Source organism: Ruminococcus albus 7 = DSM 20455, assembly GCF_000179635.2.
GTDB classification, from domain to species: Bacteria; Bacillota; Clostridia; order Oscillospirales; family Ruminococcaceae; genus Hominimerdicola; species Hominimerdicola alba.
Genome location: NC_014833.1, coordinates 3,662,436 through 3,685,408 on the forward strand (window position 1 = coordinate 3,662,436; position 22,973 = coordinate 3,685,408).

Annotated in this window: 16 protein-coding genes, 6 tRNA genes and 3 rRNA genes; 6 read left to right on the top strand and 19 right to left on the bottom strand. The window is 42.0% G+C overall.

Going from position 1 to position 22,973, the window contains the following annotated elements:
- Position 1 precedes the first annotated feature (1 nt).
- A complete protein-coding gene (locus tag RUMAL_RS21915; protein ID WP_013499834.1) occupies positions 2-163 on the bottom strand; it encodes a hypothetical protein in 162 nt (53 codons plus the stop codon).
- Between the two features lie 171 nt (positions 164-334).
- On the opposite strand from RUMAL_RS21915, the gene RUMAL_RS16560 reads away from it, so the two are divergent.
- Both RUMAL_RS16560 and RUMAL_RS16565 read left to right on the top strand, forming a co-directional pair.
- On the top strand, positions 335-544 hold the full coding sequence (locus RUMAL_RS16560) for an Arc family DNA-binding protein (protein WP_013499835.1): 210 nt from the start codon (positions 335-337) through the stop codon (positions 542-544).
- Between the two features lie 101 nt (positions 545-645).
- A complete protein-coding gene (locus RUMAL_RS16565; protein ID WP_013499836.1) occupies positions 646-1,779 on the top strand; it encodes a HipA domain-containing protein in 1,134 nt (377 codons plus the stop codon).
- Positions 1,780-1,874: 95 nt separating this feature from the next.
- Here the strand turns inward: RUMAL_RS16565 and RUMAL_RS16570 are convergent, their stop codons facing one another.
- Positions 1,875-2,246, bottom strand: a complete 372-nt coding sequence (locus tag RUMAL_RS16570) for a hypothetical protein (RefSeq protein ID WP_013499837.1) — start codon at positions 2,244-2,246, stop codon at positions 1,875-1,877.
- 84 nt (positions 2,247-2,330) lie between these two features.
- Complete coding sequence (locus RUMAL_RS16575) at positions 2,331-5,117, bottom strand: DNA methyltransferase (RefSeq protein WP_013499838.1); 2,787 nt, start codon at positions 5,115-5,117, stop codon at positions 2,331-2,333.
- A gap of 195 nt (positions 5,118-5,312) precedes the next feature.
- Here RUMAL_RS16575 and RUMAL_RS16580 point away from each other — a divergent pair, with 195 nt between their 5' ends.
- Positions 5,313-6,392 (top strand): hypothetical protein, encoded by a 1,080-nt coding sequence (locus RUMAL_RS16580; protein ID WP_013499839.1) that lies wholly within the window; start codon positions 5,313-5,315, stop codon positions 6,390-6,392.
- An 18-nt stretch (positions 6,393-6,410) separates the two neighbouring features.
- Positions 6,411-6,983 carry a hypothetical protein gene (locus tag RUMAL_RS16585; protein WP_013499840.1) on the top strand — a complete coding sequence of 191 codons (573 nt, stop codon included), beginning with the start codon at positions 6,411-6,413 and terminating at the stop codon, positions 6,981-6,983.
- A 135-nt stretch (positions 6,984-7,118) separates the two neighbouring features.
- Here RUMAL_RS16585 and RUMAL_RS16590 read toward each other — a convergent pair whose 3' ends face one another.
- From RUMAL_RS16590 to RUMAL_RS16635, 10 genes are all read right to left on the bottom strand, one after another.
- The gene (locus RUMAL_RS16590) at positions 7,119-8,093 is read right to left on the bottom strand and encodes a tyrosine-type recombinase/integrase (protein WP_013499841.1); all 975 of its coding nucleotides are present in this window, start codon (positions 8,091-8,093) and stop codon (positions 7,119-7,121) included.
- Between the two features lie 996 nt (positions 8,094-9,089).
- Positions 9,090-9,162 (bottom strand) — tRNA-Trp (locus tag RUMAL_RS16595).
- A 9-nt stretch (positions 9,163-9,171) separates the two neighbouring features.
- Positions 9,172-9,245: transfer RNA gene (locus RUMAL_RS16600), tRNA-Ile, on the bottom strand.
- A gap of 50 nt (positions 9,246-9,295) precedes the next feature.
- Positions 9,296-9,367: transfer RNA gene (locus RUMAL_RS16605), tRNA-Glu, on the bottom strand.
- 27 nt (positions 9,368-9,394) lie between these two features.
- A tRNA-Lys gene (locus RUMAL_RS16610) sits at positions 9,395-9,467 on the bottom strand.
- Positions 9,468-9,501: 34 nt separating this feature from the next.
- A 5S ribosomal RNA gene (rrf, locus tag RUMAL_RS16615) occupies positions 9,502-9,618 on the bottom strand.
- 67 nt (positions 9,619-9,685) lie between these two features.
- A 23S ribosomal RNA gene (locus RUMAL_RS16620) occupies positions 9,686-12,521 on the bottom strand.
- A gap of 142 nt (positions 12,522-12,663) precedes the next feature.
- Positions 12,664-12,737 (bottom strand) — tRNA-Ile (locus RUMAL_RS16625).
- 79 nt (positions 12,738-12,816) lie between these two features.
- Positions 12,817-12,892 (bottom strand) — tRNA-Ala (locus RUMAL_RS16630).
- 126 nt (positions 12,893-13,018) lie between these two features.
- Positions 13,019-14,529 (bottom strand): 16S ribosomal RNA (locus tag RUMAL_RS16635).
- Together the 16S, 23S and 5S rRNA genes with 6 tRNA genes alongside form the textbook arrangement of a ribosomal RNA operon.
- Positions 14,530-15,391: 862 nt before the next feature.
- Here RUMAL_RS16635 and cls point away from each other — a divergent pair.
- Together cls and RUMAL_RS16645 are read left to right on the top strand one after the other, a co-directional pair.
- Positions 15,392-17,011, top strand: a complete 1,620-nt coding sequence (gene cls / locus RUMAL_RS16640) for a cardiolipin synthase (RefSeq protein ID WP_013499842.1) — start codon at positions 15,392-15,394, stop codon at positions 17,009-17,011.
- A gap of 9 nt (positions 17,012-17,020) precedes the next feature.
- Complete coding sequence (locus RUMAL_RS16645; RefSeq protein WP_013499843.1) at positions 17,021-17,860, top strand: metallophosphoesterase; 840 nt, start codon at positions 17,021-17,023, stop codon at positions 17,858-17,860.
- A 27-nt stretch (positions 17,861-17,887) separates the two neighbouring features.
- On the opposite strand, the gene RUMAL_RS16650 is transcribed toward RUMAL_RS16645, so the two are convergent.
- The 6 genes from RUMAL_RS16650 to rpmH all read right to left on the bottom strand — a co-directional run bounded on the left by RUMAL_RS16650 (position 17,888) and on the right by rpmH (position 22,167).
- Complete coding sequence (locus RUMAL_RS16650) at positions 17,888-18,607, bottom strand: Type 1 glutamine amidotransferase-like domain-containing protein (protein ID WP_013499844.1); 720 nt, start codon at positions 18,605-18,607, stop codon at positions 17,888-17,890.
- A 50-nt stretch (positions 18,608-18,657) separates the two neighbouring features.
- A complete protein-coding gene (gene jag, locus RUMAL_RS16655; RefSeq protein WP_013499845.1) occupies positions 18,658-19,473 on the bottom strand; it encodes an RNA-binding cell elongation regulator Jag/EloR in 816 nt (271 codons plus the stop codon).
- Between the two features lie 54 nt (positions 19,474-19,527).
- A complete protein-coding gene (locus RUMAL_RS16660) occupies positions 19,528-20,925 on the bottom strand; it encodes a YidC/Oxa1 family membrane protein insertase (protein WP_013499846.1) in 1,398 nt (465 codons plus the stop codon).
- A 188-nt stretch (positions 20,926-21,113) separates the two neighbouring features.
- On the bottom strand, positions 21,114-21,377 hold the full coding sequence (gene yidD / locus RUMAL_RS16665; RefSeq protein ID WP_013499847.1) for a membrane protein insertion efficiency factor YidD: 264 nt from the start codon (positions 21,375-21,377) through the stop codon (positions 21,114-21,116).
- Positions 21,378-21,387: 10 nt separating this feature from the next.
- Complete coding sequence (rnpA, locus tag RUMAL_RS16670; protein WP_013499848.1) at positions 21,388-21,762, bottom strand: ribonuclease P protein component; 375 nt, start codon at positions 21,760-21,762, stop codon at positions 21,388-21,390.
- A 270-nt stretch (positions 21,763-22,032) separates the two neighbouring features.
- Positions 22,033-22,167, bottom strand: coding sequence for a 50S ribosomal protein L34 (gene rpmH, locus RUMAL_RS16675; protein WP_024858169.1), 135 nt, complete (start codon positions 22,165-22,167; stop codon positions 22,033-22,035).
- Between the last annotated feature and the right edge of the window lie 806 nt (positions 22,168-22,973).

The window sequence follows — 22,973 nt, forward strand, 5'->3', positions numbered from 1 at the left end:
CTCACTCCTTCAATATCTTCGCACTGAGTATCTTGATGTTGCCACTTCCGTAATGATCCTTAACGATCTGGATCGCCTGCCGGCGGTCATTAACTCCGTACACTCTTGTTCTCTCATGGAAACAAAGTCCTTTGAACATAAATACTACAATGTAATCTTTCATGTTAGCACCTCTTTCAATTTTTTAGGGGATTTCTTATTACATATATAGTATAACATATTGCTAGCAATATTTCAATTGACATTTTATCTGATTATTGCTAGCAATATTTGTATACTATTGATATTGCTAGCAATAAAGTATTGTGCTATAATAATCATGGAGGTGATCTCAATGTCTGAGAATAATGAAAAGAAAACCTACTACAAAAAAACACAGAGTAAGTCGGTTGTAAAGTATATCTCAAATAACTACGATCAAATCTCGGTCCGCATACCCAAAGGCAGCCGTGAGCGTTACAAGGAATTTGCTGAAAAGTGCGGTACAAGCCTTAATTCACTTATAGTTGAATTATTGGAACGTGAAATGAACAATGAGGATTGATTTTTTTCTTTTCTCTAGGATACTATAAAGTGTGTCTATAGACACACTTCGATTGACATAATAACAAACAAATGATATAATGTTCTAAAGGCGGTGAGGTAATGAACAGATACAATATAATGCACAAGGACAAGCTAGTTGCACAGGCTGAAGACAGCAGAGTTACTGCGGTCTTTGATAAGGCTCTATGCCCAAACAGTATTTTTGTAGATGCCGACCTTGAGGTGTGGCTAAAAAGCAGGAGTATCGATACTCATCGTTCTAATTCCCGCAGGCTTTACAAATTTCTTCGCATGAAAACTGATGCGGATATTGATGAGATAATCAATATCGGTCACGGTATAACAATTACAGATAACTGGTGGATACAGCGTGAGGACGAGATGCTTGACTATTCGTCGCTAAAACAGTATAATGAAGAGCTTGCTGATATTTCCTTATACGGTTTTTCCAACAAGTGTAAAGATAAATCAAAAGGATACACTCAGCTTGGTACGATCGGAAGCTATGAAAAAGCATGGCGTTTTTCAGACGATGCATGGTATATGTACAAGTTGGGCAGTAAAACAGAACTTATCTCGGAATACTATGCGCACTGCTTTCTGAAAAAGTTGAATGTGAATTGTGCCGAGTACAAGGTTGAAAGACGTGTACTTGAAACGGGTCTTGAACAGGAATGTATCATAACCAAAGATTTTACGCAGAATGCGCTTTTCGATTTTGAACCATTCTTCAATTATTTCAACGATAACGAAGATCCTGATTTCATACTGACAAGACTTGCTCAGATGGAAAAGAATAATACCATGTCGGGGCTTGTAGAGGATTATGTTAAGATGTGCTATTATGATGCGCTTCTTATGAACGTTGACAGACACAATCTTAACGCAGGATTTCTCAGGGACAGCGAAAACGGAGGTATACTGTGTCTTGCTCCATGCTTTGATTATAATCTTTCGCTTTCCGCTGCCGTATCACTGCATTTTAGTGAAGATAAATCGGACCTCATGAAGTATTTCACCGAGAACGATAGGCTCATGGAAGTCATGGATCCTCTTATGCCCGGGAGAGAAGAAATAATTTCTGCGGTCGAAACAGCAGAGAAAAAGACGAAATTAGCCTTTCCTAATGACAATTTCAAATATTCGCTGTTCAGCGATTATGTTATTTCGGCTTATGACTATTGCGGTAAAATGATATCAAAAGAAAATAAAAACACCTATTCAAGACGCTGAGCCTGAATAGGTGTTTTTTCTTTTCTCGCAGATAGTTCAAAGTGTGTCTATAGACACACTTTAGAAAATGGGCTATTGTTTACAACTCAATATCTTCATCTACTTTTTTCTTGTTCTTTTAAATATCTCTTAATTGCGCTATCGACGAATGCTATAATAGCAGCATTCAAGTCTTCTGGGGTCTTTTCCAACTCTATATCTTCCGGGGTCGTAGGCTTTTTTCTATTTTCATACCAATAGCAGAACAAAGCTATTACACCGTTAATTTGTACATCAGAATAGTTTTCAAATTCCTTCTCAACATAAGATATTAAATCGTCAGTATCCTTGATTTTTTCTTGAGCAAAAGCATTGATATCTTCATTATTATCAATGATAATGTTATTTTCTTTTAAAAAATCCTGAAAATCATCGGGATTAATAGATGAAAAGTTCTTAGCAAAATTGTCAAATATACAATAATTCATATGGACACCTCTTATCTACAAATTAATATGATTAATTATATCAAAAACACACCATATTGTCAAGTCATATAAGAGTGTACTATCTTACTTCCCTTCCGTCAACTTCTGATACATCTTCATCAGCTCCGCCACACACTCACTCTCAGTCATGGTCTTGTAGTCAAAGCCGTATGCCTGCATCACAGCCTTATCGTTGAGTTGGTGAGCCTTTCGCAGTTCGGGTGGCATAGTTGTTTCATCGTAGAGATCGGCAAGGGAGCAGTCGGGATATTTGGCTCTTGCATCGAGTATCATCTGTGCTGTTTTTTCTATGGTTGCTTTCTGTTTTTCATCGGGACTGCACCATGGGAAGTTATTGTAAACAATGTTTATTGAATAACTGTAATCACTTTTTAGTCTACCAGTTACAGCTCTCATCCAAGCCATGTGGACATTTGATGTCAACACTCCAAATTGATATTTGTTTGCGTCGGGAATCATAAATAGCTTGTCTCCCGCAATTATATCAGATCCTAAATATCCCATAGGGATATAACGCCTGTTTTCAGATGATACCTTTGGAAGGGCTATAAATGTTTTGGGATTCATAGTTTCCCTAAATAAAGTCGGAGTTGCTGCAAGTTTCTGTCGTCCTTTATCTGGGCTTTTTTCTCTTGCTTCTTTACAACATTGTACCCTTTTCTTTACGATAGGCATTTTATTCAATTCAGCAGGAGAAGCACCAACAAGCCAAAGGCAATATCTTGGTACGTTGTTAATAAACTCGTATCCCATCATAAATCGCTTTATATATTTTGACGATAATGGCTCTTTATTTATAAGCTCATCAGCTTCATCTGGAGAAAGAATTAAATACCCTCCATCAGTTGGTCTATTGCCGGATAGCATTTTTGGAATATTACAAATGGCTTTAGTTCTACTTTCAATAAAAACATCATTTGCAGCAACAAGATAAGCATTGATATTCTTTACTATTTGTTCAACACCATTATCAAATAGTCTCCTATCCACTTTGTTTTCCGCAATACTAAATCCCACAATAACACAATGAACTTTGGCTTTCAGACTTGCTTCACTGTCCCAGCGGAAAGTTCGGTGTGCAAAGTCAATATGTATTCCGAAACGGTCATACAGTGGTTTCCACACACCTGCGACCTGTTCGCCCTGCGTTATACTGTTGGTAGAAACAAAAGCGGTTCTGATATTGGTGCCGACCATAAGCTGTGAAGCCTTGAAATACCATGCAGCAACATAATCTATCTTACCGGCGGTCTTGTACGGATTTCCCTTATCGTCAACATAAATGCACAGTATATCATTTTTCTGACTTTTCGATTGCAGAGAATAACCAACAAATGGCGGATTGCCCATAATGTAAGACAGCTTGTCCTTTGGAACGACACTCTCCCAGTCGATGCGGAGAGAATTGCCCTCGGTGATATTTGCATAGCTTTTCAACGGCAAAAAATCAAGGGTATACTGTATGATCTCCTCGGTTTCGTGCATCATCTGCGCTTCGGCTATCCAGAGGGCTGTTTTGGCAACAGTCACAGCAAAGTCGTTTATCTCAATGCCGTAAAATTGCCCGATACCGACCTTAATAGGGTTAAAGTCACCCTCGCCGCCTATGAGCATCTGACCGCCGTGTATTACTTGCAGCGCTTCATTCTCCAATCGGCGCAGACTTATGTATGTTTCCGTAAGGAAGTTACCTGAACCGCAGGCAGGATCGAGGAACGTGAGTGAAGCTAGCTTATCTCTGAACTGCTCCAATTTCGCTTTTCTTGTTTTATCGACCTTAGTTTCGCATATCGTATTGAATTCTGCTTTCAGCTCATCGAGGAAAAGAGGGTCAATGACCTTGTGGATATTCTCGATAGAGGTATAGTGCATACCGCCTGAACGTCTTGTTTCGGGGTTCAGAGTGCTTTCAAATACTGCGCCGAAGATCGTCGGGCTGATCTCCGACCAGTCAAATCCTGCGCTTGCATTGTTCACAAGCAGATCCACGATTTCATCTGTAAAACGCGGAATTTCGATGTTTTCATCGGCAAACAAGCCACCGTTCACATAAGGGAACGCAGCAAGGTCATCGTCCATATAGGGGTCACGATCTTCGGGTTTGGTGTCAAGAACCGTGAACAGCTCGATAAGTGCCTTGCGGATATCTTTTGCTTGAAACTGTTTCAGATACCGCCCGAACATTTCATGCTTGCCGAAAATGCCTGCATCTTCCGCATACAGGCAGAATACAAGCCTTACGCACAGCATATTTAGGCTTTTCAGCGTATCAGGACTATCAGGCTCCTTGTACTGTTTCAGGATAGCATCATACAGCTTACCAACAAGCTCACCTGCCTTCAAGGAAATTTCCATTTCCTTTTTCAGCATTTCGCTACCTGTTTCCACAAGGAATTGCAGACGGTAGTAGTCCTTTGCAAGGTCTTTCAAGAATATCTGCTCAGGCTCACCGTTGGGCTTTTCCATGTCGTAGACAAGGAATTCCTCGAAGTTGCAAGTCACTATCCATCGAGGGTGCTGCGATAACGGCAGCTCCGTCACATAACGCTTCGCTTGCTGGAACGGATTGAGCAAACTTCCGTCCGATTGCTTAATAGCCTTGCGTAAGTCTTTGCCGATAGACTTCTGTTCTATCATAACACGTGTGGACTTTATATAACCGTCAATAAATGATGTGTGATCCAGATGCACCTGATCTTCAAAAGTAATAAAGCCCATAGCATTTTCTATACCGTAAACGTGTTCAAGCAAGTCAGTCCAGAACTGCTGTGACTGTCCTTTTTCATAGCCTTTACCCTTCCAACGCTCGGCAAACTCCTTCGCTGCCTTTTTCTGTTCTTTTTCAGTCATAGTAATACCCCCATGAATGGAATGATTATCACCATACATTATATCATATTTTCTTGAATGGTTCAACTGAAATTACATAATTTTGATATTTTTATAAAAGGCACTTGACAAATAAGCTAAAATCTATTATAATATAGGAAATTGCTAGATACTTTTATCGAAACGCTTAATGATTCAATCGAAAGGAGAAAATCAATGAAACAAGTAAAAATACAAAAAAACATCAACCTACGTGACCAAAAAACAAAAAACTTAATTGAAAAGCGTAGTGCTGATTTGGCACAAGAATTAAATCAATCGACATCATTCGTGATAGAAAAAGCTTTACTCGAAGGGTTATTTCCCAAAAATAAGGAAGCATGGGATTTGACAACAAATTTTCTTTACAGTGATGAACCCAATAGCGTAAAAGATACGCTTTATGCTGTCTTTCAAAAAAATACAACAGGAATCCGAAACTCAGTACATGATAATTTATTGCCGATAGTAATGTTTTGTTTAAAACACTATAAGGGTCCTTCTAGTTTTTCATTTAAAAATCAGGAACTATATCATCTTATTGATCAGCTAAACTTAATAATTAAAAGAGTAGAAAATTGTGTTTCCGGAACAATTGATACAAAGGAAAGAGCATTTTTATATGACAGAGCAATTAATGCAGCGGATTTGATTAAAAGACTCAAAGAAAGTCCGGAAAAGATTAACCCATATTATATTTTTGAACTAATAGCCGACTTTTTTGCGATGCTTGATGATTTTCTTTATGCTTTCACAGCATTATGCGATTTAACTACGATTTGTCAATTTGAGGAAAATGTAAACACGAGGATTGAGCTATTTAATATAATATGTGAACTTTCAACTGATTGGGATTCAGAGCCTGAAAAAGAAGATAACAAAATGAGCATATATCCTGAGCTTTACTTATTAAATCGAGTTAAATTTAAAGTTATTGAGGATGAGCGTTTTCCTACTGATTCTCTTGGCGTTTATGCCAATGATGCTTGTGTTGGATATATAACTCCTGTAATGGATCAATTACTCTGGAAAAAAAGTTTTGACATAGATAATCCTCGATACCAATTCAAGGATGAAGACATATTTGCATCAGTAGTGGCAGAGTTAAAGAAATATAAAAACGATCATGGATACAAATACTTAGTAATAGATAGTTTGTGCGAAGGATATGCAAGTATACTTGACCACGCATTGATTAGTCGAGTAGGATTTAAACAATTACCGGATAATCATCCATCACTCTATTATTTAGAGTAGGATAAGGAGGATATAAAAGTGAGAATATCAGATTTACATTTTTCAGATGAAACAGAGTTATCATATTCGGCAATAACTCCGTATTTATTTAAAAAGGAAAATGAAAACGGAGCAGCTGAATATAATGAATTAGTGAAAGCACTTATCAAAAATGCTGCTGACACAGATGATTTTGTAGCTAGTTATCTTGATGAAGCAACTGCTGTAAAACATAATTATTACAAGTCCGAATGTTACCAGATCATGCTAAAAATATATGACAACAATAAAGCTAAAGAATACTGCCGTAAAATGCTCGGAAGAAAATCGAGAACTACAATATCTGATGCAGAATCACTAAAAATTGGAAATGAAAACTCTGTGATGTATATTCCTTCTTTAGGCACAAGCACATATACACGTTATGCAATATTAGAAAAAAATGAATTTTACGCCGATAACATTATGACTCATATGTTATCATTTGAAGGTACCAAGTTTAATATCTATCTGCAAGACAAAGGAGAAGAAAATAAAATTGACAAAGTATTGGATAACGGCAAATATAGTGTATATTCATTCGATGGGATAATGGCACTAGTAAAAGAATAAAAAAGCATCAAAAAAGCACTCATTCAAAATTTAATCATGAAAGAGTGCTTTTTTAAGAAATCATTCGTACTGTAAATTCACATAAAATACGATTCTTTTTCTCCTGGACAATTAAAGTGTGTCTATAGACACACTTTAGTAAATCTCATCAAGCTTTGTCATCGCAGTCTTTTTTTGCTCCTCTATGACATGATAATAGAACTTCATCGTTATCGAAATATCAGAATGACCTAGGATCTCGGAAACGACCTTAATATCAGTTCCTTGTCTGAGCAGCAGCGTTGCAAATGTATGACGCAGCGCGTGAACAATGTCTTTCTTCCCGTTAATTCCGCAGTTTTTAAGTATACGCGACATAGTGCGATGAATAGCACTTGGATCAACTAACAGACCATTCTCCGTGGTGACTATCCTATCATTATCTCCCATTATAGCGTGTATCTTTACTAAAGCATCAAGTGCTGTTTTATTGAGTGGAACATAACGAACAGAATTTCGTGATTTGGGAGAATTTACTATCTTTTCATACTTCATGCTGCTGTCCCCTCTTGTTTTTACCGACGAAACGCTGTTATGTACGTAAACTATTTTATTTGTAAAATCTACATCAGACCAACTAAGTGCAAGAGCCTCCCCAACACGCAGACCGGTATTTAGCATAAACACGATGAAATAACCGTACCTATACTTAAAACTGCCATTATTATAAGTTGAAATAGCTTCGGCAGCAATCGCCCTCGCCTGTTCGGGAGAGTAATATACTACCGTTTCATCAGATTTATTATTTTTGGGAAGAACAACCGATAGTATAGGATTCTTCTTTATATCCCCTTTTAAAACCGCAAGGTCAAGACAACTCTTCAGATTAACGTATGCTTTTTTGGTAGTACTATAAGAAGAACGTTCTGAAAGATTATTCAACATCATTTGAATATCATCAGCAGTCAGTTTCTTTAACTTTATTTTGCCTATAGCCGGGAAGATCTGATAATTTAGGCTCTGTTCTACCCTATCATACGAAGAACGCTTTAATGATGGGCGTTTAGTATTAATAAGCCATTTTGTCATGTACTCCTCGACTGTGTTGTTGCTCTGTTTCTCGAATAACATTAAAAATATCCTCCAAAGTATGTATTCCTGTGCAAAAACGCACAAGAAATATAATACCAAAAAGAGGATAACACGTCAATAAATTATATAAAAATACACATCTGATATATCAATATATATATCAGCGAGAAAAAGAACAAACAAATTAAAATTTATTCAAAATTATTTTTTGAAAAGGCTTGACAAATAAAAAACGATGTGCTATAATACATATAGTGGGCTAGAACAACAAAACACCCACCTGTGGCTTAAATGAACGCCAATTCAAGTAAGCCATCAGCACAAATGCTCGGCTAAAGCAGATGTGAGACTTTTACAGATGGATGCATCAATGTCCATGTTATCTATTATAGCATGGTTTTGATATATTTGTCAAGGAGTTTTCAGTATGCTTTTGCGAGTAGTGCTGAGAACTCTTTTCTTTTTCCCGTAAGACTTACGGATCCTACGGCTGACTCCAGTTGAACTGAATAGCCAGAGAGAGAAAGTAACCTCGACGAGACCTCAATAACTGCTGAATCATTCAGCTGCATTGAAACAGTTTGCATTTGCAAGCCTGCCTAATGGCAGCTACCTCAATGTACGCCGTGACCACTTAGTGACAGTAAGTGCAGCGAGTATAAACACTGTGGTGTGAGCTACCGGGGAGGTAATCGGGAAGTCATGGTCTGTATCGACTATGCAAAGGGCGCAGCCGACAGCAAGGTGTATTTGCTAAAAGAGTTTGTCACTCTTCAGAATACACTGATGACTAGGCGATCTAAATGATCTGCGTCAAAAGGAAAACTTTCAAGGCAATCAAAAAAAGTTATTTCCGCTCTGCAACAGCGGTGATAATATAAAACCAACAGGCTGGTATAGCAGTACCGCTTGTTGGCACAAATTCACTGAAACCAATGGACTTGTGCCAGCAAGTGAATTGCATACACTGTGTCTATAGACACACTTTAGATATGAAAAGCCCCCGCAAGGGAATTTCTTCCCTCACGGAGATAGCAGGGGCACCAAGGATCGAACTCGGGACACGCGGTTTTGGAGACCGCTGCTCTACCAGCTGAGCTATACCCCTAAAAAGAAATGGACCATCAGGGACTCGAACCCCGGACCCACCGGTTATGAGCCGGTTGCTCTGACCAACTGAGCTAATGGTCCATGTACAAAAAAACGCAAACTGAAGAAACAGCTTGCGGTCTTGGGAAATATGACCCGTGGGAGAATCGAACTCCCGTCGCCGGCGTGAGAGGCCGGAGTCTTAACCGCTTGACCAACGGGCCTTGACGCTGGTTTTCAGCGTTATAAAGTGCACCATCGGGGACTCGAACCCAGGACCCACTGATTAAGAGTCAGTTGCTCTACCATCTGAGCTAATGGTGCATAGACCAAAACACTCCGAAGAGTGTTTTGGGAGAGCCGGCGACAACTTATTTTCCCGGGCGGTCGCCCGCCGAGTATTTTCAGCGAAGATGAGCTTAACTTCTGTGTTCGGCATGGGAACAGGTGTGACCTCATCTCAATGATCACCGACTATAAATTAGAGGTAACAGTAACCTCAAAATTGAATAATGAAGGGTAATTTAAGGATTAACATAATTTAGGACAAGCCCTCGACCAATTAGTACACGCTAGCTAAATACATCACTGCACTTACACTTTGTGCCTATCAACCTTGTAGTCTTCAAGGGGTCTTACTCCATAAAGGATGAGATATCTTATCTTAAGGGCGGCTTCACGCTTAGATGCCTTCAGCGTTTATCCGTTCCGCACATAGCTGCCCAGCTGTGCCACTGGCGTGACAACTGGTGCACCAGAGGTGCGTCCATCCCGGTCCTCTCGTACTAGGGACAGCTCCTTGCAAATATCTTACGCCCACGACAGATAGGGACCGAACTGTCTCACGACGTTCTGAACCCAGCTCGCGTACCGCTTTAATTGGCGAACAGCCAAACCCTTGGGACCGAATTCAGCCCCAGGATGCGATGAGCCGACATCGAGGTGCCAAACCTCCCCGTCGATGTGGACTCTTGGGGGAGATCAGCCTGTTATCCCCAGGGTAGCTTTTATCCGTTGAGCGACGGCATTTCCATTCACATACCGCCGGATCACTAACTCCAACTTTCGTTACTGCTCGAACCGTCATTCTCGCAGTTAGGCTCGCTTTTGCGTTTACACTCTGACGCATGGTTTCCATCCATGCAGAGCGAACCTTTGAGCGCCTCCGTTACTCTTTAGGAGGCGACCGCCCCAGTCAAACTGCCCACCTAACAATGTCCCCCGACTTGATTCAAAGCCGCAGGTTAGAACTCCAGCACTTCAAGAGTGGTATCCCAACAGTGACTCCACATCAGCTGACGCCAATGCTTCCCAGTCTCCCACCTATCCTGTACATGAAATACCGAAATCCAATATTAGGCTACAGTAAAGCTCCATGGGGTCTTTCCGTCTAGTCGCGGGTAACCGGCATCTTCACCGGTACTACAATTTCGCCGGGCGGGTTGTTGAGACAGTGCCCAGATCGTTACACCATTCGTGCGGGTCAGAACTTACCTGACAAGGAATTTCGCTACCTTAGGACCGTTATAGTTACGGCCGCCGTTTACCGGGGCTTCAATTCGATGCTCTCACATCTCCTCTTAACCTTCCGGCACCGGGCAGGTGTCAGCCCCTATACGTCATCTTTCGATTTAGCAGAGACCTGTGTTTTTGCTAAACAGTCGCCTGGGCCTATTCTCTGCGGCTTGATCACTCAAGCACCCCTTATCCCTAAGTTACGGGGTCAACTTGCCGAGTTCCTTAACAACCCTTCTCCCGTTGGCCTTAGAATCTTCTTCCTATCTACCTGTGTCGGTTTGCGGTACGGGCACCTAAGATATTCATATAGCTTTTCTTGTCTCCGTCTATGATGCCTTCTCTACTTATTTTCGATCCCTTACGACCGGGTCAACCATCGCCCGGCTACATCACTTTCGAAGCGTCCCTATACTTAAATCTTTCGGTGGCTACGGAATTTCAACCGTATGTGCATCGGCTACGCCTTTCGGCCTGACCTTAGCCCCCGGCTTACCCTGAGCGGACGAACCTTCCTCAGGAAACCTTAGATTTTCGGCCATTATGATTCTCACATAATTCTCGCTACTCATTCCGGCATTCTCACTCGAATAAAGTCCACCAGCGCTTACGCTCTGACTTCACCCCTTATTCGACGCTCTCCTACCACTCATACTATTGTATGAATCCCAAGCTTCGGTGTATGTTTTAGCCCCGTTGAATTTTCGGCGCAGGGTCACTCGACCAGTGAGCTATTACGCACTCTTTTAATGAGTGGCTGCTTCTAAGCCAACATCCTGGTTGTTTATGCAACCCCACATCCTTTTCCACTTAAACATACTTTGGGACCTTAGCTGTGGGTCTGGGCTGTTTCCCTTTTGACTGTGAGACTTATCTCACACAGTCTGACTCCCATGAATCGATTATCCGGCATTCTTAGTTTGATAAGGTTCAGTAATCTTTCGACCCCTAGCCCATTCAGTGCTTTACCTCCGGTAATCTGTCATGAGGCTAGCCCTAAAGCTATTTCGGAGAGAACCAGCTATATCCGAGTTCGATTGGAATTTCACCGCTAACCACACCTCATCCCCGGCCTTTTCAACGGACGTGGGTTCGGCCCTCCATGGAGTTTTACCTCCACTTCAGCCTGGACATGGTTAGGTCACTCGGTTTCGGGTCTATTGCATACGACTTTGCCGCCCTATTCAGACTCGCTCTCGCTTCGGCTCCGTGCCTTAAGCACTTAACCTTGCCGCATACAATAACTCGCCGGACCATTCTACAAAAGGTACCCGATCACTCATTGACGAGCTCTCGGTGCTTGTAAGCATAGGGTTTCAGGTTCTATTTCACTCCCCTCCCGGGGTTCTTTTCACCGTTCCTTCACAGTACTATTCGCTATCGGTCATTAGGTAGTATTTAGGCTTGGAGGATGGTCCCCCCATCTTCCCACGGGGTTTCACGTGTCCCGCGGTACTCCGGATACAGCTCGCTGATCAGACTTTTCGCTTACGTGACTCTCACACTCTTCGGTTCGTTTTCCCACACGATTCAACTAAATCCTTTCAATACTAAATGCTGTCCAAAACCCCGAAAGTATTGCTACTCTCGGTTTAGCCTCTTCCGCTTTCGCTCGCCACTACTCACAGAATCTCGGTTGATTTCTCTTCCTCGCCCTACTTAGATGTTTCAGTTCAGGCGGTTCCCCCCATACAGCTATTTTATTCACTGTACAGTGCATGAGCATACTCATGCGGATTGCTCCATTCGGAAATCTGCGGATCATTAGATACTTGCTCTTCCCCGCAGCTTATCGCAGCTTATCACGTCCTTCATCGGCTCCTAATGCCAAGGCATTCTCCCTACGCTCTTATTAGCTTAACCTTAGAATTATGTTATCCTTAATGTTATGCTGATTGTAGTTTTCCCGACTAATTTCTTTTAGTCGTTTTCCTCATTTGCATTACTTTTAATATTGCTTCATTATTCAATTTTCAAGTTACTGTCAGAGGACTTTTGTCCTCAGTGGGCACAAGTGGACTCGAACCACCGACCTCACGCTTATCAGGCGTGCGCTCTAACCACCTGAGCTATGCGCCCAAAAATCGCTAAAGCGATGTTTTGGCAACGAGTTTTAGTTCTCGTCTCAGTTCAGCTGTGTGATTGCGTCCTCGTCCCATGGTGGAGATGAGGAGGATCGAACTCCTGACCCCCTGCTTGCAAAGCAGGTGCTCTCCCAGCTGAGCTACACCCCCGTTTAAGGGACTCTTATGCTCTTTTAAAGATACCTTGCGGCATCCTCAAAATTGAACAACCAGCTGTTTCCACCACTTGCTGACCGGAGATTTTTTTGAAGTTTTTTAAACTTCGGTTCTCCATAGAAAGGAGGTGATCCAGCCGCACCTTCCGATACGGCTACCTTGTTACGACTTCACCCCAGTCATCAATCCCACCTTCGACTGCTTCCTCCTTGCGGTTAGAACACAGGCTTCGGGTGTTACCGACTCCCATGGCGTGACGGGCGGTGTGTACAAGGCCCGGGAACGTATTCACCGCGGCATGCTGATCCGCGATTACTAGCAATTCCGACTTCATGTAGGCGGGTTGCAGCCTACAATCCGAACTAAGACTGCTTTTAGGGTTTTGCTCCACATCACTGTTTTGCTTCCCTCTGTTAACAGCCATTGTAGTACGTGTGTAGCCCAGGTCATAAGGGGCATGATGATTTGACGTCATCCCCACCTTCCTCCGTTTTGTCAACGGCAGTCCTGCTAGAGTGCTCTTGCGTAGCAACTAACAGTAAGGGTTGCGCTCGTTGCGGGACTTAACCCAACATCTCACGACACGAGCTGACGACAACCATGCACCACCTGTCTATACGTCCCCGAAGGGATTTCACATATCTCTATGCTATGCGTACGATGTCAAGACCTGGTAAGGTTCTTCGCGTTGCTTCGAATTAAACCACATACTCCACTGCTTGTGCGGGCCCCCGTCAATTCCTTTGAGTTTCAGCCTTGCGGCCGTACTCCCCAGGTGGATTACTTATTGTGTTAACTGCGGCACGGAAGGGGTCAGTCCCCCCACACCTAGTAATCATCGTTTACGGCGTGGACTACCAGGGTATCTAATCCTGTTTGCTCCCCACGCTTTCGAGCCTCAGCGTCAGTTAAAGCCCAGTAAGCCGCCTTCGCCACTGATGTTCCTCCTAATATCTACGCATTTCACCGCTACACTAGGAATTCCGCTTACCTCTACTTCACTCAAGAACTACAGTTTCAAGTGCAGTTCAGGGGTTAAGCCCCTAAATTTCACACCTGACTTGCAATCCCGCCTACGCTCCCTTTACACCCAGTAATTCCGGACAACGCTCGCTCCCTACGTATTACCGCGGCTGCTGGCACGTAGTTAGCCGGAGCTTCCTCCTTGGGTACCGTCATTATCGTCCCCAAAGACAGAGGTTTACAATCCTAAAACCTTCTTCCCTCACGCGGCATCGCTGCATCAGGCTTTCGCCCATTGTGCAATATTCCCCACTGCTGCCTCCCGTAGGAGTCTGGGCCGTGTCTCAGTCCCAATGTGGCCGTTCAACCTCTCAGTCCGGCTACTGATCGTCGGCTTGGTGGGCCGTTACCTCACCAACTACCTAATCAGACGCGAGCTCATCTTTCGGCGAAATTCATTTGATAACAAAGTCATGCGGCTTCGTTATGTTATGAGGTATTAACAATCGTTTCCAATTGGTATCCCTCTCCGAAAGGCAGATTGCTCACGTGTTACTCACCCGTCCGCCACTAGCTAGAGAGTGCAAGCACTCTTTCGCTCGTTCGACTTGCATGTGTTAAGCGTGCCGCCAGCGTTCGTCCTGAGCCAGGATCAAACTCTTAATAAAGTTGTATCCTAATACTCTTCTCAGAGTAATTATGATCTCAGTTTCGTTTCACTGAACGTTTGTACATTTTCTTAGTCTTGTACTTGACTCCGATGAATTTATTCATCGTCAATACTTCAATCACTCAAAGTATTTTCAAGGGTTTTCGTATTCTTGGTTGTTCAATTTTCAAGATGCCTTTTCGTTGTCTGTCTTTTGTCAGACAACTCATTTATTATACCACACTTTTCTTCATTTGTCAACCCCTTTTCAGAAGTTTTTTGAAGATTTTTTTCATCTCTTTTTCAGAGATTTTTGTGTGTTATAAGCTTTTCTATTATACCACATTTTTCTTCGTTTGTCAAGTCTTTTTCAGAACTTTTTTGAAGCTTTTTTCTGAGCAGTTCTTTTTTACTGAACTTTTCTCTCGTGCGGTACTTTTTATTATATCACATTTTCTCGCTTTTGTCAAGACCTTTTGTGATATTTTTTTCTGCCTTTTTTCAAGTTCGCTTTTTCTGAACTACTCCCCCGCTCGTTCTCTTATCCCTAAGTTTCCTGCGGTTTTTCGCTCTTTTCGCTCGCTCTCTCGTTGACAGCTTAATTATTATACCTCGTTTTGCCTCAAAAGTCAACCCCTTTTTCGACTTTTATTTTAAACAAACAGTTAATATTTCGCGAAAATTTTCCTTTATTTCTACTTTATATTGTTCAGCTTATTTGAACTTAATTTTATACTGGCTATTATTGATAATTAGCTTAATTTTGCTTTAATTAAAATTATGCAATTAGCTATTTCAAACTACTTGCAAAAGACTTTTTTTAATGATATAATAAATCTGTCTTATACTATACATAATATACTTATAGGGAGGGCAGTAAAATGAAGACCCGCTATGTTTCTGAGGACGGATTTGCTATCAATTCAAAAAAGCCGCGTTCCAAATACTCTAAGCGCCGCAAAAAACCTAAAAAGCTTATAAATATTATTTTTTCTCAGAAGACCACAATAATACTGATGCTGCTTCTGCAGTTTGTTCAGATATTTGTGATGTTCACTATATTAAATGAGAACTACAACTATCTCTCAATACTTTTCTCCACTCTCGGTATAGGTGTTGCTATATATATAGTTAATACAGACCGTAATCCTGCATATAAACTCGCATGGATCGTACCACTGCTCATATTTCCCGTATTTACATCTATATTATATCTTATACTTGCAAACCAGCCTTACAAACGCAAGGTATCAAATGCCTATGTGAAAAAAAATCTTGATACGCGCTGCTATCTCCCCGAAGACACTGAGCTTACCGAAAAGATAAAAACGCAAGATCCCGAACTTTACCGTCTTGTACGTTATCTTGATGACAGTGCCGGATTCCCTGCTTACGGCTGTGAGGATGTTACCTATTTTCCACTTGGTGAAGATAAATTTGCTTCCATGGTAACAGAGATGCGCAAGGCTGAAAAGTTCATTTTTATGGAATACTTCATAGTTGATGACGGTGAGATGTGGGGAGAGATACTTGATATCCTTGTTGAAAAAGCTTCAGCAGGTGTTGAAGTCCGTCTGATTGTAGATGGCATGGGTTCTCAGTTCACAATGCCTGCAAAGGATAAAAAAGCTATCGAAAAAGCCGGCGGACGTGTGATAATTTTCAACAAGTTCCGTCCCATGATCTCTACTATTCAGAATAACCGAGACCACCGCAAGATACTTGTCATCGACGGAAATGTTGGATTTACTGGCGGTGTCAATATAGCAGATGAATATATAAACCGCCTTATCCGTTTCGGCCACTGGAAGGATACCGCAATAATGATCCGCGGTCAGGCTGTGTGGAATCTTACAATGATGGTACTTCAGATGTGGGAGGTAATTACTCACGAGTCCACCGATTACGAAAAATACCGCCCTTCCCTGTCCTATGAAAACACCTCATCACAGGGCATCATCGTTCCTTACAGCGATACTCCCCTTGATTCTGAAAAGATCGGCAGAATGGTCTATATGTCTATGATCAATACTTCAAAAAAGTATCTATATATATCTACACCATATTTCATACCCGATAACGAGATACTGACTTCCCTTGAACTTGCTGCAAAATCCGGTGTCGATGTCCGCATCATCACACCCCACATTCCCGATAAATGGTATATCCAGTGTATCACACGTTCTTATTATATAGAACTTCTGAATATGGGTGTCAAGGTCTATGAGTACGTACCGGGCTTCATCCATGCTAAAAACTGTCTTTCGGATGACAAGCGTGCAGTTGTTGGAACTATCAATTTTGATTACCGTTCACTTTATCTGCATTTTGAGGATGCCGCCTTTATGCAGGATACTGCCTGCATCCCCGATATAAAAGAAGATTTTGATGACCTTTTCGAAAACAAATGCCACCGCATCACTTATGATGATGTTCGCAGACTCAGCTTCGCAAGCCGCTTTATGTCCGTAATACTTCGTATTTTCGCACCCTTGCTTTGAGGAGGTATTATGCAGTTATTCAGAAAACCTAAACTCACAAAAAAGAAGATCATTATTCTCACAGTAGTTATCATCTTTCTGACTGTCTTCTGTATTTTTCAGAATAAATATCTTACAGTTTCCGAATACACATTCACATCACCGAAAGTACCTGCATCGGCAGACGGTTTCCGTATCGTACAGGTGTCCGATCTTCATAATGCTAAATTCGGCAGAAATAACTCCCGGCTTATAATCAAGATTAAGGATCAATCTCCCGATATAATAGTTATAACAGGCGATATTGCTGACAGCAACCACACCAATATTGATACTGCTGTCAGTTTCTGCGAAGAAGCCGCAAAGATCGCACCATGCTACTATATAACAGGCAACCACGAAATGTGGCTTGATGCCGACGAACAGAAAAAACTGTTCAGCGGCATAACCGATGCCGGTGTTACTTTCCTCAAAGATGAAACTGTCACCCTTGATAACGGCATATCCCTGACAGGTCTTGACGATGAAAGTCTTTATAACGGCACTCTCGCCAAATTGTCTGCCGATATCGACCACGATGCCCTGCACATAGTCCTTGCACATGAACCTCAGTACTTAGAGGAAGAATACACCCTCTCCTCTCCCGACCTGATAATAACAGGTCATGCCCACGGCGGACAATTCAGACTTCCGTTTATCGGCGGCATAATCGCCCCTGACCAGGGATTTTTCCCAAAGTATACCTCAGGCGAATATAAAAGCGGCGATACAACCATGTACGTCAGCCGAGGACTAGGCAACAGCGTTATACCCCTACGAATTTTCAACACTCCAGAGATCAATTTGTTGATAATTAAGGCAAAAAAATGACCGATGAAAAATCTCATCGGTCATTTTTTATATAATTATCCTATCTCCAACATCGCTGATCTTCTCGCATACTCCGTCTTTTATCAGCCATGCTTCGCCTCTCAGCTCCTGCCTGCTGTTCTTTATCAAAATGTAGCTTCCGTCAGGGATCGCATAAAACTTCCTGCCCACACTGTCAGGATACGCAATATCTTCAAATACCCTCAACCCGTCCAGCACATCGTCCTTTATGTCCTGATAATGCGGAAGTATCATCGCATTTATAAGCCCCAGACCTTTAAGAAACTTTCTGTACTCAGGGTCTGTAGCTTCACCGTCAAGCTCAGGATGCGCATATACTACTTCTGCACTGTTCATCGTTCCTGCACTTATGCCCATGATAACTCCGCTGTAATTTTTCAGCAGACATTTCAGTCCTATATCTTCAAAGAATTTGTTCTGTGTCGGCACATGACCGCCCGCCAGTATAATAAAGTCCGAATTTTCAACAAGTTTTCCTGCAAATTGTTTATTTCTGCCGTCCAGTATTTTCATCTGAGAAAAACTTATCCCCGATTTTTCAAAACTCTCCCTTATTTCTGTTGAAAACTTTTCCGTTTTTTCATGGCTATCAGGGTCTGAACATATAAACAGTGCTGAACAATTATCTTTTACTGATTTTTTGATCTCTTTAATAAAATCATTTACATCTTTAAATCTAAAAGTCTCTGTATCTATCAACGGCGCACTAGTCAAAAAGCATATCATATTATTATCTCCAAAAAAACTGCCGAAGTAAAAACCTCGGCAGTTTATTATCAGATATCTATCTTTGAATAAAGTCCCGAACCCAACATTGAATCTTCTGGCTTAGGCTTCTTGTATTCCTTCTCGAAACTTGTGGTGAAATCAAAGCCAGTGCTCTGAGGACGTCTGCCGCCCTTTCTTCCGCCGTTACCGTTTCTTCTGTTGCCGCCCTTGCCGCCGCGCTTGAAATCTCTTCCGCCGCCGCGTCTTGGGTTGGTGGAGCTGATTATTACCTTTCTGTAAGGCTCTTCGCCCTTAGACTGAGAGGTAACACCCTCTATCTCGGATACAGCCGCATGGATGATGCGTCTCTCATAAGGATTCATAGGCTCCAGCGCTGAAGATCTTCCGCTCTTCTTAACATTGTTAGCGATCTTTGCAGCCAGTTCTTCAAGCTGCTTCTTTCTTCTCTCACGGAAACCGTTTGAGTCAGTAGTGATCCTGAAATATTCTCTGTCAACTTTGTTGCATACCAGTGATGACAGATACTGCAGTGAATCCAGCAGCTCGCCCTTGGCACCTATCATCTCCTCAAAACCGTCGCCGTTTATCTCCAGCGATATGCCGTTTTCGATCTCAGTTACCTCAATGGTGATATTGCCAACGCCCATACCGGTAAGTACTCTTTCGATGTACTTTACAGTGATGTCAGTCTTTGTTTCGGTATACTCCGCTTCAACTCTCGCATCGCCCTTTACTTTACCAAAAAGGGACTTCTTAGGCTCTTCAATAACAGTAAAGTTGATCTTATCCTCGCTCACACCGAATTCCTGTGCAGCCAGAGCCTTTGCCTCCTCAACCGTGGGGGCAGAAAATTCCTGCTTCATAAGTCAAGCTCTCCTCTCATTTAATATATATCTCATCAGGATATCCTGTGAAATTCAGTTTCCGTACTTTCTTGCCATCTTCTCGCGTGCCTTGCGGAGTTTCTCTCTCTGCTCGTCGGTGAGTTCCTTTTCTTCCTCATCCATCTCCTCGGCAGCCTTCTGTCTTGCCTCGTTGATCTTTTTGCGCTGTTCCTGCTTTATCTCGTTTTTACTCTTCTTCTTGGGCTCCTCATATTCGCTGCCGCCGACCTGCTTCCTTATCTCCGCAGGATCCTTGCCCGCAGCCACCAGCTGAGCCTCAGCCATCTTCTGCATCAGATTCTGTCTGCCGCTTGTTTTCTTCTTTGCCATATCCTTTTCAACAAGCTCTGCAACATGTTCGGGAGTATATATCTTTTTGAGTATGATCATCTGGATTATACTGAACAGTGACGAGAAACACCAGTATATACCGAGTCCGATAGGATACTTGAATGTGATCCACAGTGAGAACAGGGGCATTATATACATGACCGCATTGTTTGAACCTGTCATCTTTGCAGCCGAAGGATTGTTCTTCTTGGTATAGTACTGACTTATGATAGTAGTCAGCAGGTTCAGCAAAAAGCTGAGTATAGGCACAAGACAGCTTAACTTGTTGTCCTTCCAGCTGGGTGTGGTACCCAGATATATGCCCATGAATTCATAGTTGAAATCTTCTGAGAATTTTTCAACATCATTTGATGCAATACTCAGTACATCCGAATATTCGCTGCTCTTGTCCTGTGCGAACACGAATGTCATAAGCTCGGGTCTGCCCTCGATAAGGTTCTGTGAAAAATATTTTTCATCCAGTATGAAAGTATCGATATCATTGTGGAGCTTTATAGCGTCTATTACATTATCGACGCCGTTCTCCTTCTTGAAGCTCTTTGCTGACTTTGGATACTCATCTTCATCCTTGAAAAGACCTTCCAGCTCCTCATAAGGATCCTTGCCGTCAGCCTCATAGCCTTCGATCAGTTCCGCAAGCGTAGTGTCATGTGCCTTGACCTCAGCACTTACTATGTGCAGCTGCTTTATCATCTGGTTGGATGCCTTTACTTCGTCCTTATCCAGACTTGATACATACGTCAGCGGACCGTAGATAACAGGTATCATCGCAAACAGTATCAGCATCATTACCAGTATAGGCAGACAGCTCGCCATCGGGTTAACGCCCGTCTCGGAATAAAGCGCCATCTGCTCCTCCTGGAGCTTCTGCTTGTTTTTACCGTACTTCTTTTCCAGCTCATCCAGCTTAGGCTTCAGCATAGCTATACTTGCCATGCTCTTTTCCTGCTTTACACTCAGCGGGAATACGATCAACTTGGTTATCAGCGTGAATACCAGCAGGGCTATACCATAATTCTTGAATACATAGTAACAGCCCTTCATTATCCATCCCAGAGGGATAGCAATAAGGTCGAACAATTTAACTCCTCTTTTCCTAATTCATTTACCGCGAGCCCATAAGCCCGCAATATGTGCATAAGCACATTACTTTCCTTTAAATATCTGCTGCAAAATAACTTGCATATTTATCTATGCCGAATATATGCAATATAAAAGTATTGCAAACATCGTGCTGATGAATATACAACTTATTTCAAAACAAATTTCTATCTGTCCTTGCCCTTTATCCTGAAATAATCTATCCTGATCCTGTCAGGGACTTCATCTATCCCTCCCAGTGACCACGGATTGCACCTCAGCAGCCTCCATACCGTCAGCACCGTCCCCTTCAGGAAACCATGCTTTTCATAAGCCTTCAGCGCATAGCTCGAGCAGCTTGGATAATACTTGCACTGCGCAGGCAGCATCGGACTTATGAATCTTTTGTATACTTTTATCGGCAGTCTTGCCAGCCATGCAAAGGGCGACATGATAATTACCTTACCTTTTTTTCTTCGCTTTATCGAAAGCCCCGTTCTGCGCAGCTTTTTCTATCTCACAGATCAGCTTACCCCTTATAAAGCTCTCGATCTCCGCAGAGGTCCTGTCGGCAGCATCGTTCCTCCCGACAAATACTATGTCGTATCCTATAGGCATTTCGGTCTCGCAGAGCCTGTAAGCAGCCCTTACTATCCTTTTTACCCTGTTCCTGCATACGGCATTCCCAAGCTTCTTTCCTGCGGTTATGCCCAGCCTGTTGAACGGTGTACCATTAGGATAAAAATACGCACACACATATCCGCATACAGTATACCGTCCGCTGCGGTAGCATCTCTGAAATTCCTTGTTATCCTTGATGACCTGTGTGAAAAGCATACCTTACCTCTTTCGGATGTTATATTAAACGGCAGTATACCATTTACTATAAAATTTTTAATTTATAAACAAAATTAATTTACTCATAAAAAGATAAAGACCTTATACCAAACAAACATCTACTGATATACCGCCGCACACGATGCACGAATAAGACCCGCAGAGATCCCCTGCGGATCACGGTCAGCAGGATAAACTGCGACCCTTCTGTGCATTACCTGCTAAGCGCCAGTATTACACTGTTTGTTGGTATACGGTCATTGCTCTTTATCAGTGAGTCAGTCTAGCTCTGCCTCTTGCTCTTCTGCGAGCCAGCACCTTTCTGCCGTTAGCAGTTGCCATTCTCTTTCTGAAGCCGTGGACCTTTTTCCTCTGGAGCTTCTTAGGCTGATATGTTCTCTTCATGTCTGTTTCACTCTCCTTTATGAGTCCCGAACCTTTCACAACTGTACCCTTATCAGGACACACCCGCGAAAAAAGTCGGAAAAAATTATCCATAGCCTGTCTTTTAGACATAGCCCTTGTAATTTAACATTATACCTTACTTAGATATAGTTTGTCAAGTCAGTTCATAATTTATTTAATTATTATCATATATTTTTTATTATTTGATGCCGAATATCATTTTATCCCATGAATTACCCATTAAAACCCGACTCTCATCCCCATTATCCCATTATGATGTACCAATGACAAAAATCATTCCTGTACCAACGCATTCTATGTGATGTGTGAAAGGGAAAATCAGATCATTTGATATTCATACCCCGTGAATGTTTTTATGAACATTAAGTGATAGCTTAACTATCATATATATTAAAGTAAAATTTTTATTAATTTTATTGGTTCACTTTCCGAATTCCCCCGTAATACGCTAAAATAACCCCATAGAAACTGAATAATTCCTAATACTATTATATATATAGGGGGTCTTGAAATTTAATTTGGAATGTGATATAATAAATTATATATTTGTGCCCTTTTTTAATTTTGGTAAAAATTGGAATTTTCGGTCCATAGTGACCGGCATATATCTTTTCACACTTAACTGCCGCAGAAGCTTTATCCACACACTGACGGCAGCCGCGTGTCATAAGATATGTGTCGTTTGCTGCGACCGTTATTGTACCTCCTTTGCTGTATCACAAAGCTAAGGGGGTAAGTGCGCCGTAAAACAGGATGCACATTCGGGTAGATATTTAAGGAGGTCG

Bases quoted from the DNA above. Each gene is read 5' to 3' on its own strand.
- cls (WP_013499842.1), top strand. From the start codon at position 15,392: ATGAAGACCCGCTATGTTTCTGAGGACGGATTTGCTATCAATTCAAAA.
- rpmH (WP_024858169.1), bottom strand. From the start codon at position 22,167: ATGAAGAGAACATATCAGCCTAAGAAGCTCCAGAGGAAAAAGGTCCAC.
- RUMAL_RS16590 (WP_013499841.1), bottom strand. From the start codon at position 8,093: ATGTTATTCGAGAAACAGAGCAACAACACAGTCGAGGAGTACATGACA.
- RUMAL_RS21915 (WP_013499834.1), bottom strand. From the start codon at position 163: ATGAAAGATTACATTGTAGTATTTATGTTCAAAGGACTTTGTTTCCAT.
- RUMAL_RS16570 (WP_013499837.1), bottom strand. From the start codon at position 2,246: ATGAATTATTGTATATTTGACAATTTTGCTAAGAACTTTTCATCTATT.
- RUMAL_RS16560 (WP_013499835.1), top strand. From the start codon at position 335: ATGTCTGAGAATAATGAAAAGAAAACCTACTACAAAAAAACACAGAGT.
- yidD (WP_013499847.1), bottom strand. From the start codon at position 21,377: ATGTCGCCCTTTGCATGGCTGGCAAGACTGCCGATAAAAGTATACAAA.
- RUMAL_RS16575 (WP_013499838.1), bottom strand. From the start codon at position 5,117: ATGACTGAAAAAGAACAGAAAAAGGCAGCGAAGGAGTTTGCCGAGCGT.
- jag (WP_013499845.1), bottom strand. From the start codon at position 19,473: ATGAAGCAGGAATTTTCTGCCCCCACGGTTGAGGAGGCAAAGGCTCTG.
- RUMAL_RS16650 (WP_013499844.1), bottom strand. From the start codon at position 18,607: ATGATATGCTTTTTGACTAGTGCGCCGTTGATAGATACAGAGACTTTT.
- rnpA (WP_013499848.1), bottom strand. From the start codon at position 21,762: ATGCTTTTCACACAGGTCATCAAGGATAACAAGGAATTTCAGAGATGC.
- RUMAL_RS16645 (WP_013499843.1), top strand. From the start codon at position 17,021: ATGCAGTTATTCAGAAAACCTAAACTCACAAAAAAGAAGATCATTATT.
- RUMAL_RS16580 (WP_013499839.1), top strand. From the start codon at position 5,313: ATGAAACAAGTAAAAATACAAAAAAACATCAACCTACGTGACCAAAAA.
- RUMAL_RS16565 (WP_013499836.1), top strand. From the start codon at position 646: ATGAACAGATACAATATAATGCACAAGGACAAGCTAGTTGCACAGGCT.